We start from the raw sequence: 11,214 nt of genomic DNA, 5'->3' as shown, positions 1-11,214 counted from the left end.
CCCGGGGCCTACCCTGAGGACATGGCAGGCGAGGACGAGACGGGGCACGTCCAGGTGCTCGCGGGCCGCGAGGTCCCCCTGGGCGGCCAGCGCGCCCTCACCGTGCGCCGCACGCTCCCCCACCGCGACCGCTCCTTCGTCGGGGCGTGGTGCTTCGTCGACCACTACGGCCCGGTCCCCGTCGGGCCCGGGGAGCGCGTCATGGACGTGCCCCCGCACCCGCACACCGGCCTGCAGACCGTGTCCTGGCTCTTCGAGGGCGTCGTGCAGCACGACGACAGCGCCGGTGTGAGCGCCCGGGTCCTGCCCGGCGAGGTCAACCTCATGACCGCCGGGTCCGGCATCGCCCACTCCGAGGTGAGCACCGACGAGTCGGAGCGCCTCCACGGCGTCCAGCTCTGGGTCGCCCTGCCCGACGCCGACCGGCACGGCGGGCGCGGCTTCGAGCACCACGCCCCGGAGGCGGTCCCGCTGCCCGGCGGCGCCGGCACGGCGCTCGTCTTCCTCGGCACCCTGCCCGGCGTCGACGTCTCCCCCGTGCGCACGAGCACCCCGCTGCTCGGCGCCCAGCTCGACCTCGCCCCGGGTGCCGCGCTCGACCTCGCCGTCGACCCCGCCTTCGAGCACGGCGTGCTCCTCGACGAGGGCGAGGTGGGCGTCGACGGGGTCGCGCTCACGCCCGCCGACCTGGCCTGCCTCGACCCGGGCCCCCGCTCGGTGCGTCTCGTCGCCGGCGACAGCGGTGCCCGGCTCGTCCTCATCGGCGGCACCCCCTTCGAGGAGGAGGTCGTCATGTGGTGGAACTTCGTCGGGCGCACCCACGACGAGGTCGTCGCCTACCGCGAGGCCTACGAGGCGGGCTCGGAGCAGTTCGGCACCGTCCCGGGGTACGACGGCGAGCGCACGCGCATCCCGGCACCCCCGCTGCCCCCCGTCCGGCTGCGGGCGAGGAACCGCCGGGGCCGGCTGCCCGCCTGAGCACCACCTCCGCAGCGCCGCGCGGCGGGCACCTCCCGACGTCCGCTCACGGACGGGCGAGTGTGTCAACCCCCGATTTGGTTCTGGAACCCATAACGTCGCATTATGTCTCTCGTGATCGAGACACCCACGCCGAGCCCGACGCCGCTGCTGCGGCTGCGGTCCCTGAGCAAGAGCTTTCGCACCCGGGCCGGGGAGGTCCGGGCGCTCGACGACATCGACCTCACCGTCGACCGCGGCTCCATCCACGGGATCATCGGCCGCTCCGGCGCCGGCAAGTCCACCCTCATCCGCACGATCACCGGTCTGGAGACCCCGACCTCCGGTCACGTCGACCTCGACGGCACGGACGTCGCCGGGCTGCGGGGCGGTGAGCTGCGCGCCTTCCGCCGGCGCTTCGGCATGGTCTTCCAGCACGCGAACCTGCTCACCTCGCGCACCGCGGCGCAGAACATCGCCCTCCCCCTCGAGATCGCCGGCCGTCCGGCGGCCGAGCGGGCCACACGGGTCGCCGAGCTGCTCGAGCTCGTCGGGCTCGAGGGCCGCGGCGACAGCTATCCCGCGCAGCTGTCCGGCGGGCAGCAGCAGCGCGTCGGCATCGCCCGCGCGCTCGCCACCCGGCCCGACATCCTCATCTGCGACGAGCCGACCTCGGCGCTCGACTCCGCGACCACCCGCTCGGTGCTCGCGCTGCTGTCCGACCTGCGCGACGAGCTCGGCATCACCGTCGTCGTCATCACCCACGAGCCCTCCGTCGTGCGCGAGATCTGCGACGTCGTCACCGTGCTCCAGGACGGCCGGGTCACCGAGAGCGGTCCCATCGCCGCGCTCGCCGCCGATCCCGCCACCCAGGTCCACCGCGACCTGCTGCCCCTGCCCGTGCCCGCGGCCGACGAGGCCGACCGCGTCGTCGAGGTCACCCTCGGGCACGGCGGGCCCGACGAGCTCGAGCAGGCCCTCACCACCCTGCGCGCCGCGGGCATGCCCGCGCGCGTCCACGCCGCGACGATCGAGACGATCGACGACGTCACCCTCGGCCGGGCTCGCCTGCTGCTGCCCGTCGGCAGCGACCGCGACCTCGCCGAGCGCACCCTGCAGGAGGCCCGGGCATGACCCCCGCTCTCGCCCTCGTCCCGCTCGAGGACGGCCGCTGGCTCGACAACCCCGTCATCCGCGAGGGGCTGCTCACCGCGACGTGGGAGACCCTCGCGATGACCGGTGTCGCCGCGCTGCTCACCGCGCTCGTCGGCATCCCCGTCGGCGTGCTGCTCCACCAGACCTCGCCGGGCGGGATCAGCCCGAGCCCCGCGGTCCACCGGGCCGTCGGCGCGGTCGTCAACGTCGGCCGCTCGTTGCCCTTCCTCATCCTCATGATCTCGATCATCCCGCTCACCCGGCTCCTCGTCGGGACCACCGTGGGCTGGCAGGCGGCGTGCGTGCCGCTGACGATCGGGGCCATCCCCTTCTACGCCCGGCTCGTCGAGACCTCTCTGCGCGAGGTGAGCGGCGGGACCGTCGAGGCCGCGACGATGATGGGCGCCACCCGCTGGGAGCTCACCCGCAAGGTGCTCCTCGCCGAGGCCCGTCCCGGGCTCGTCGCCGGCATGACGACGACCGTCATCGCGCTCATCGGCTACACCGCGATGGCCGGCGCGATCGGCGCCGGTGGTCTCGGCGCCGTCGCCATGACGTACGGCTACAACCGCTTCGAGTCCGACGTGATGATCGCCTGCGTCGTCCTGCTCCTCGTGCTCGTCCAGCTCGTCCAGATGCTCGGCGACGCGCTCGCCCGCCGGGTCGACCACCGCTGACCTGCCCCGGCCCCCGGGCCGGGCTCCCGGGACGCAGCGCCGCGTCCACCCCTTCGCCACACCCATCTCCTCGAAAGGCACGACGATGACCGCCTCCCGCACCACCCGCCTGCTCGCCCTGACCGCCGGCGCCGCCCTGGCGCTCAGCGCCTGCGGCGCGGGCAGCGACGACGCCGAGGGCCCGGCCGCCGGCTCCGACGGCGTCACGACGCTCACCGTCGGCGCGAGCTCGACCCCGCACGCGAAGATCCTCGAGTACGTCGACGAGGAGCTCGCCCCCGACGCGAAGCTCGACCTCGACATCACCGTCTTCGACGACTACGTCCAGCCCAACGTCCAGCTCTCCGAGGGCACGCTCGACGCGAACTACTTCCAGCACCTGCCGTACTACGAGGCGCAGGTGAAGGACCGCGGCTACGACTTCGCGCACTTCGAGGGCATCCACTACGAGCCCTTCGCGCTGTACAGCACCTCGGTCGAGGACGTGAAGGACCTGCCCGACGGCGCCCAGATCGGCATCAACAACGACCCGTCGAACCAGGGCCGCGCGCTCCAGCTGCTCGCCGACGCCGACCTCATCACGCTCAAGGACGGGGTCGACGCGACGTCGGCCACGCTCTACGACGTCGACGAGAACCCGAAGAACCTCGAGTTCAAGCAGACCGACCCGGCCCAGCTCGTGCGCTCGCTCGACGACCTCGACGCCTCGGTCATCAACGGCAACTACGCCATCGAGGCCGACCTCAGCCCGACGAAGGACGCCCTGCTCGTCGAGAAGGCCGAGGGCAACGTCTACGCGAACTTCCTCACCGTGCAGGCCGGCCAGGAGGACAACCCGGCCCTCAAGGAGCTCGACACCCTGCTGCACTCCCCCGAGGTGAAGAAGTACATCGAGGACACCTGGTCCGACGGCTCGGTGCTCCCGGCCTACTGAGCTCCGGTCTGCTGAGCTCGCGGCCTCCTCAGCCGCTAGCTGCTCGCGCCGGACCCCGCACGGCCCTCGTCCTCGCGCCAGGCCTGGCGGGCCGAGCGCACGGTGCGGGCCAGCCGCGAGCCGACGCCCGACCGACCTCGACGACCCTCGTCCTGGGCCTCACGCGCTGCCGTGAGCTCCTCGGCGAGGGTCGTCGCGTCGGGCTGGTCGACGTAGCCCGCGGCGGCGAGCTCGCCCTGCCGCGCGGAGATCTCTCCGTCCTTGGTCGCCACGGGCACCTCGTCGGCATGCAGGTCGCCGGTGCGCAGGTCGACCTGCTCGCTGATGTAGCGCATGACGACCGCGACGGTCGCGATCACGGGCACGGCGAGGAAGGCCCCGACGATGCCGAAGAGGGTGCTGCCCGCGGCGACCGCCAGGAGGATGACGCCGGCGTGCAGCTGCATCGAGCGACCCTGGAGCAGCGGCTGCAGGACGTTGCCCTCGAGCTGCTGGACGGCCAGGACGATGGCGAGCACGACGAGCGCGGTCGTCAGGCCCTGCGAGACGAGCGCGACGAGGACGGCGAGCGCGCCCGCGGTCACCGCACCGATGATCGGCACGAAGCCGCCGAAGAAGGTGAGGACGGCCAGCGCGAAGGCGAGCGGCACCTGCATGACGACGAGCCCCGTGGCGATGAGCACGGCGTCGACCGCAGACACGATGGCCTGGGTGCGGATGAAGCCGCTCAGGGTGTTCCACGACCGGACCGAGACCTCGGTGAGGTGGCGCCCGGCGGTACGGCCGGAGACGCGGCGCACGAAGGGGAGGAAGTTCGGCCCGTCCTTGAGGAAGAAGAAGACGAGGACGAGGACGAGCGCCAGGGTGACGAGGGCGTTGCCGACGACGCTCACCCCGGTGAAGACACCGGACGCGATGTCGCCCGAGCGGGCCCGCAGCCACTCCTGGGCCTGCGAGACCAGCTCGTCGACCGTCGTGCTGTCGACGTTGAAGGGCGGGGCGCCGAGCCGGTCCTGCAGCTCGGTGAGCCCGCCACTGGCCGCGCTCGCGACCTCGCCGGACTGGTCGACGAGCGAGGGCGCGATGGCCGCGATGACACCGGCGAAGACCGCCAGCGAGCCGAGGAGCACGATGATGGCCGACAGCGCCGCCGGCACCCCGTGCCGGCGCAGCCAGGCGGTCGGGGGCCACAGGACGGTCGTGACGAGCAGCGCGAGGACGAGCGGGAAGACCCCCACCCACACCCGGCCGAGCAGGTAGAGGAAGCCGGCGAGCGCGAGGACGACGACGATGCCCCGCACGGACCAGCGGGCGAGGGCTGCGAGCCCCTGGCCGATGATCACCCCGCGGTCGACGCCGCGGTTGGTCGTGTCCTCCATGCCCGGCAGGGGCGCGCGCTCGGTGCCGGGCGCGGCCATCGAGCGGGTCCGCTCCCCAGCCGTCGCCGCGACCGCGGTGTCGGCGGCGAGATCCGGTGCCCCGGGGTTGCGGCGGGTCTCGTCGTCGGGCGTGATCTCGGTGACGTCGTCACCGTCGTGCTCGGTGGCCCGGTGGGCTCCCATGCGTGCTCCTCGTCGGGTCGGTAGGTCCAGCATGCGCCAGCGCGGTGCCGGGACGCGCCGCAGGCCGCGCCCGGATCGTCGGGCGCGGCCTGCGGCAGGGCTGGCGAGACCCCGTGAGGGGGTACGCCGGCTCAGATGAGGGTCGGCTTGACCTCGGCGATCCGGGCGAGCAGGCCGTGCACGAAGCGCGGCGACTCGTCGGTGCTCAGCTCGGTCGCGAGCGCCTTGGCCTCGGCGATCGCCACCGACTCCGGGACGTCCGCCGACCACAGCACCTCGAAGGTGCCGATGCGCAGGATCGCGCGGTCGACGTCGGGCATGCGCTCGACGCTCCAGCCCTGGCTGTACGTCGACAGCAGCTCGTCGATGTCCTTCCAGTGCGCGACGACGCCCTCGACGAGCTCACGGGTGTAGTCGGGCAGCGGGTGCTCGGTCACCGGCGCCTCGACCCGCTGCGAGAGCAGGGTCGAGACGTTGAGGCCACGCGACTCGGCCTCGAAGAGCAGGTCGAGCGCGCGCTTGCGGGCCTTGGTGCGAGCCGCCACTCAGCTCACGCGGCCGAGGTAGCTGCCGTCGCGGGTGTCGACCTTGATCTTCGTGCCCTGCTCGACGAAGAGCGGGACCGCGATCTCGGCGCCGGTCTCGACGGTCGCCGGCTTGGTCCCACCGGTGGAGCGGTCGCCCTGCAGGCCCGGCTCGGTGTAGGTGATCTCGAGGACGACCGAGGCGGGCAGCTCGATGAAGAGCACCGAGCCGTCGTGGCGGGCGACGACCGCCTCCTGGTTCTCGAGCATGTACTTCGCGGCGTCGCCGACGGTCTCGGGCGGGACCGGGATCTGGTCGTAGGTGTCCGGGTCCATGAAGACGTAGTCGGTGCCGTCGTTGTACAGGTACTGCATCGTGCGCTTGTCGACGTTGGCCGTCTCGACCTTCGTGCCGGCGTTGAAGGTCTTGTCGACGACCTTGCCGGTGGTGACGGACTTCAGCTTCGTGCGGACGAAGGCCGGGCCCTTGCCGGGCTTGACGTGCTGGAACTCCACCACCGACCAGAGCTGGTTGTCGATGCGGAGGACCATGCCGTTCTTCAGGTCGTTCGTGCTAGCCACGTGGGGATGCGCCTTCGTGCTCGGGGTCGCGCGGGAGGAGCCCCCGCGCACGGGACGTCGTGCATCCTATCGGCTGCGGGCCCGGGCCCCGACCGCGTGGGGCGAGGGACGGGCGGGGCGTGCGGGGGTCAGGGCAGGGCGGGGGCCGTCTGCTCGAGCCAGCGGTCGACGGAGGTGCGGGCGTCCTCGAGCACGTCGACGTGCCCCTTGCCGGCGACGCGACGGTAGGTGAGGTCGACGTCGTCTGCTCGCCACTGCCGGGCGAGGGCGTCGGTGAGGATCACCGGCACCGTCGTGTCGGCCGTGCCCTGGACGACGAGGACGGGCACCTCGGGGGTGAGCGCGCTCGCGTCGTTGTCGGCGACGACCCGCTCCACCGGCGTGAGATCGACGCCCGGCCGGACGAGGTCGCCCGTGCGCACGCCGCCGAAGGAGTCCTGCGCGGACAGCCCCTCGAGGCACCGGTCCTCGAGCTGGGGCAGCAGGGCGACACCCCGGGCGCTGAAGACCCGGTCGCGCGGCACCCCCGCGACCGCGGCGGCGGAGGAGAGCAGCGGGCCGAGGAAGGTCGAGCGGTCGAGGTCGTCCCGGATCGAGGTCGTGAGGGCCCGGCGCAGCTGCGAGGGCGGCGCGATCGCGGCGATGCCCTGCAGGTCGAGGTCGGGGGCGTACCCGTCGACGGACTGCGCGGTGAAGAGCGCCGCCTGGCCGCCCTGCGAGTGCCCGGCCGCCAGCCACGTGCCGGAGACCTGGTCGTCGAGCTCGCGCGCGGCGCTGACGATGTCGGTCATCGCCCGACCCGCGCTCTCGCCGAGCAGGTAGGGGTGCGGACCGGGCGTGCCCAGCCCCTCGTAGTCGCTCGCGACGACGACGTAGCCGCGCTGGAGGTAGGTGTCGAGCACCCGCTGCGTCAGGCTCGTGTAGAAGCGGGCCTGGCCCTGCAGCGTGGTGAGCGAGGGCGCGCACGTGTCGGCCGTCCCCGTCGTGCCGTGCCCCCACGAGATGACCGGCCAGCCTCCCTCCGGCGGCTCGCCGGGCGGCAGGGTGACGGTCCCGGAGACCGCGACGGGCTCCCCCTTCGCCCCCACCGAGCGGTAGAGGACGAGGTGGGTGCGGGCCCCCTCGAGGCCGGTCCCGGTCTCCTCCCGCGACCAGATGAGGCTGCCGTGCTCGCCGTCGCGGATCTCCTGCGCGCCGGCGCGGTAGAAGTCCGCGCCGGCCGGTGCTCCCGAGAGCCCGGTCGCGACGTCGGCGGCAGAGCCGTCGTCGCGCGCGACCCACCAGCCGGCGGCGCCCGCGAGCAGGGCCACGGCGAGCAGCGCCGCGAGCAGGACGCGGGTGCGCGCAGGACGATCGGGGGTCGGGCTCACCGTCGGCTGCCTCTCGTCGTGGAGATGGACCGGCGCATCGTCCCACGCGCACCTGCGCAGGGGCAGACTGCGGGCATGTCACGCACTCCCCTGTGGGCCGGTCTGGGCGCGGTGGCCGCGGTCGCCGCCCGCGACCTCACCCAGCGCACCCATGCGATCCGGCGCAACTACCCCGTCGTGGGCAACCTGCGCTACGCCCTCGAGCGCGTCGGCCCCGAGCTGCGCCAGTACATCGTCACGAGCAACGACGAGGAGCGGCCCTTCAGCCGCGACCAGCGCTCGTGGGTCTACGCGAGCAGCAAGCTCGAGAACAACTACACCGGCTTCGGGACCGACAACGACGTCGAGCGCGGCGAGTCCTACGTCATCATCAAGCACCGGACCTTCTCCGACGTCGCCCCCTCCTCCGCGCTCGCGCACGGGGCGAAGGGACAGCACGACGACCTCGTACGCCTCCCGGCCGCCAAGGTCATCGGCCGGCCGCGGGGCCGGCGGCACGCCTTCCGCCCGGAGTCGGTCGTCAACGTCTCGGGGATGAGCTTCGGCTCCCTGTCCGGTCCTGCGATCCAGGCCCTCAACCACGGGGTCGCCCTCGCCGGCGCCTATCAGAACACCGGCGAGGGGGGCCTGTCGGACCACCACCGCCAGGGCGGCGACCTCATGTTCCAGGTCGGCACCGCGTACTTCGGGTGCCGTGACGAGCACGGCCGCTTCGACATCGAGCGGCTCGTCGAGCTGTGCGCCTCGGCTCCGGTGCGCGCCGTCGAGATCAAGCTGAGCCAGGGTGCCAAGCCGGGGCTGGGCGGCATGCTGCCCGCGGCGAAGATCACGCCGGAGATCTCGCAGATCCGCGGGATCCCCCTCGGGCAGGACTGCGCGAGCCCGTCGCGGCACACCGCCTTCAGCGACGTCGACTCGATGCTCGACGTCGTCGAGCAGATCGCCGAGCGCACCGGGCTGCCCGTCGGCATCAAGTCCGCCGTCGGCGACCTCGTCTTCTGGGAGCAGCTCGCCGAGGCGATGGTCGACCGGCAGCGCGGGGTCGACTTCGTCACCGTCGACGGGGGCGAAGGGGGGACCGGCGCGGCCCCGCTGATCTTCACCGACAGCGTCGCCCTGCCCTTCCGCCTCGGCTTCGCCCGCGTCTACGCGACCTTCGCGCGGGCCGGGCTCGCCGACGACGTGACCTTCATCGGCGCCGGCAAGCTCGGCCTGCCCGACAACGCGATGGTCGCGATGGCGATGGGGTGCGACGTGCTCCACGTCGCGCGCGAGGCGATGCTGTCGATCGGGTGCATCCAGGCGCAGAAGTGCCACACCGACCACTGCCCCACCGGGGTGGCGACCCAGTCGCCGTGGCTGGCGCACGGCCTCGACCCGCAGCTCAAGGCCGTGCGTCTCGCGAGCTATCTCAACACCCTGCGCCGCGACCTGCTCAAGGTCTCCGAGGCCGTCGGCGTGTGGCACCCGGGGCTCGTCGACGCCGACGACATCGAGCTCGTCAGCGAGGCGCGCACGGGTGTGCCGCTGCGCGAGATCTACGGCTACGAGCACGGGTGGGGCTCGCTCGGGCCGGACCTGACCGACGAGGTCGTCGACCTCATGCGCGGCCTCGTCGAGCCCGAGGAGCGCCGGCCCCAGGACGCCCCGACCTCCTGACCTGGCGCCGCGACGGGCACCCCGCGCAGACTCCCGTCGGCAGACCCCATCGGCAGACCCGTGCGCCCGCCGTCCCCCTGTGGACGACGGGCGCACGGGTGGTTCGACGCGCCGGGCCGGCTCCTACTTCACCTCGCGGGTGAGGACCCGCCACGTGCCGAGCGCCATCGGCAGACCCAGCCACAGCAGGCTCGAGGTGGCCAGACGCCCCCAGTCGTCACCGGCCATCTGCCCGGCGAGCAGCGGCTCCGTGACCCGGCTGAGGTCGAGCCAGCTCGCCGCGGTCTCGAAGCGCTCGTCGAGCGTCGAGACGATCGTCCACACGGTGGGCAGGACGAAGGAGGCGACGATCGCCAGCGGCGTGCTGAGGAAGACCATGCCGAAGGCGAGCCCCTGCAGCAGGTAGATCCCCATGGCGAGGACCACCCCGCCGGCCATCGCCCCCGGCAGGTCCCACGCCTGCGGGCTGGTCGAGAAGAGCGTCGCGACCGCGCAGGCGAGCGCGGCGGCGGCGAGGACGACGACGCCGAGGACGAGCGCGGCGAGCGACTTCGCGAGGACCACCCGGCCGCGCCGCGGCTCGAGGGTGAAGGTCACCAGACCCGTGCGCTGCGTCCACTCCTGGGTCGCGGACATGATGCCGAGGACGGGCAGGAGCAGGGCGAGCGGCAGGGCTGCGAAGGAGAGGTAGGTCTGCAGGCTCTGCTCCTGCGCATCGCCCCAGATCGCGACGGCGGCGACGGCCGCCCCGCCGACGGCGGCCATGACGACGAGCAGCCAGCGGCCCGCCCGGGTGTCGACCATCTTGCGCAGCTCGACGTACGTGGTCGTGGCGAGGGCGCTCATGCCGCCACCTCCGCCCGGTCCTGGGCCGCCTGGTCGTGCCCGGAGCGGGCCTGCGCCGAGGTGAGCTCGAGGAAGATCTCCTCGAGCGCCCCTTCGCTCGCCGCGGCCAGGGACACGAGCGGCACCCCCGCCGCCAGGGCCACCCGTCCGACGACCTCGCTCTCGCCGGCCACCTGCAGCCCCCCTGCGGCTGCGGTGACCTCGAGACCCTGCTCGCGCAGGGCAGCGGCGAGAGCGTCGTCGTCGGCCGAGCGCACCCGGCTCCCGCGCCCGCTGAGCAGCTCCTCGACCGAGCCCTGGGCGACGACCCGGCCGTGGCCGATCATCACGAGCTCGTCGGCGATGACCTGCACCTCGTGGAGCAGGTGCGAGGAGAGCAGCACGGTCCCGCCGTCGTCGGCGAAGTCGCGCAGCAGCGTGCGCATCCAGTGGATGCCCTGCGGGTCCAGGCCGTTGGCCGGCTCGTCGAGGACGAGCACCTCGGGCTCGCCGACGAGGGCCGCGGCCAGCCCGAGACGCTGACGCATCCCGAGCGAGTAGTTGCGCACCCGGCGCGAGGACTCCTTCGGCGTGAGCCCGACGAGGTCGAGCACCTCGTCGACCCGTCCGCGGCGCGCGCCCATCTGGATCGCGGCGAGACGGATGACCTCGCGGCCGGTGCGGCCGGGGTGCTGGGCGGAGGCGTCGAGCATGACGCCGACGTGGCGTCCGGGCTGCTCGAGCAGCCGGTAGGGCCGGCCGTGGACGAGCGCCCGGCCCGAGGTGGCGGGCGTGAGCCCGACGAGCATGCGCATCGCCGTGGACTTGCCCGCGCCGTTCGGGCCGAGGAAGCCGACGACCCTGCCGGGCTCGACGGTGAAGGAGACGTCGTCGACGGCGGTGAAGGAGCCGTAGCGTTTCGTGAGGTGCTCGATCTGGATCATGGCTCCACCCTCGCCCGCCGTCCTC

The 11,214-nt window shown here is 73.3% G+C and carries 11 protein-coding genes; 5 read left to right on the top strand and 6 right to left on the bottom strand.

Annotated features, from left to right (window positions below; translation table 11 throughout):
* The first annotated feature begins 21 nt into the window (after positions 1–21).
* From L6241_RS00250 to L6241_RS00235, 4 genes are all read left to right on the top strand, one after another.
* Positions 22–978, top strand: a complete 957-nt coding sequence (locus tag L6241_RS00250) for a pirin family protein (RefSeq protein ID WP_251720245.1) — start codon at positions 22–24, stop codon at positions 976–978.
* Positions 979–1,092: 114 nt separating this feature from the next.
* On the top strand, positions 1,093–2,091 hold the full coding sequence (locus L6241_RS00245) for a methionine ABC transporter ATP-binding protein (protein ID WP_368244315.1): 999 nt from the start codon (positions 1,093–1,095) through the stop codon (positions 2,089–2,091).
* Positions 2,088–2,789 (top strand): methionine ABC transporter permease, encoded by a 702-nt coding sequence (locus tag L6241_RS00240; protein ID WP_068276216.1) that lies wholly within the window; start codon positions 2,088–2,090, stop codon positions 2,787–2,789. The genes L6241_RS00245 and L6241_RS00240 overlap by 4 nt, the downstream gene beginning before the upstream one ends.
* An 85-nt stretch (positions 2,790–2,874) precedes the next feature.
* On the top strand, positions 2,875–3,723 hold the full coding sequence (locus L6241_RS00235; protein ID WP_068276219.1) for a MetQ/NlpA family ABC transporter substrate-binding protein: 849 nt from the start codon (positions 2,875–2,877) through the stop codon (positions 3,721–3,723).
* 35 nt (positions 3,724–3,758) lie between these two features.
* On the opposite strand, the gene L6241_RS00230 is transcribed toward L6241_RS00235, so the two are convergent.
* The 4 genes from L6241_RS00230 to L6241_RS00215 all read right to left on the bottom strand — a co-directional run bounded on the left by L6241_RS00230 (position 3,759) and on the right by L6241_RS00215 (position 7,761).
* A complete protein-coding gene (locus L6241_RS00230) occupies positions 3,759–5,285 on the bottom strand; it encodes an AI-2E family transporter (RefSeq protein ID WP_368244314.1) in 1,527 nt (508 codons plus the stop codon).
* Positions 5,286–5,416: 131 nt separating this feature from the next.
* Entirely contained in the window at positions 5,417–5,830 is a 414-nt protein-coding gene (nusB, locus tag L6241_RS00225) for a transcription antitermination factor NusB (protein WP_201466672.1), read from the bottom strand.
* The gene (gene efp / locus L6241_RS00220) at positions 5,831–6,391 is read right to left on the bottom strand and encodes an elongation factor P (RefSeq protein WP_068276228.1); all 561 of its coding nucleotides are present in this window, start codon (positions 6,389–6,391) and stop codon (positions 5,831–5,833) included. It lies immediately after the preceding gene.
* Between the two features lie 128 nt (positions 6,392–6,519).
* A complete protein-coding gene (locus L6241_RS00215) occupies positions 6,520–7,761 on the bottom strand; it encodes a lipase family protein (RefSeq protein WP_368244313.1) in 1,242 nt (413 codons plus the stop codon).
* A 75-nt stretch (positions 7,762–7,836) separates the two neighbouring features.
* Between L6241_RS00215 and L6241_RS00210 the strand changes: the two genes are divergently transcribed.
* The gene (locus tag L6241_RS00210; RefSeq protein ID WP_368244312.1) at positions 7,837–9,420 is read left to right on the top strand and encodes a glutamate synthase-related protein; all 1,584 of its coding nucleotides are present in this window, start codon (positions 7,837–7,839) and stop codon (positions 9,418–9,420) included.
* A 123-nt stretch (positions 9,421–9,543) separates the two neighbouring features.
* Here the strand turns inward: L6241_RS00210 and L6241_RS00205 are convergent, their stop codons facing one another.
* On the bottom strand, positions 9,544–10,266 hold the full coding sequence (locus L6241_RS00205) for an ABC transporter permease (protein WP_191563642.1): 723 nt from the start codon (positions 10,264–10,266) through the stop codon (positions 9,544–9,546).
* Positions 10,263–11,189, bottom strand: a complete 927-nt coding sequence (locus L6241_RS00200) for an ABC transporter ATP-binding protein (protein ID WP_368244311.1) — start codon at positions 11,187–11,189, stop codon at positions 10,263–10,265. Before L6241_RS00200 ends, L6241_RS00205 begins: the two co-directional genes overlap by 4 nt.
* Positions 11,190–11,214: the final 25 nt, after the last annotated feature.

Origin of the sequence: Janibacter sp. Y6, from assembly GCF_040900765.1 — a bacterium.
Taxonomy (GTDB): domain Bacteria; phylum Actinomycetota; class Actinomycetes; order Actinomycetales; family Dermatophilaceae; genus Marihabitans; species Marihabitans melonis.
This window is presented reverse-complemented; position numbering and strand designations above follow the sequence as displayed.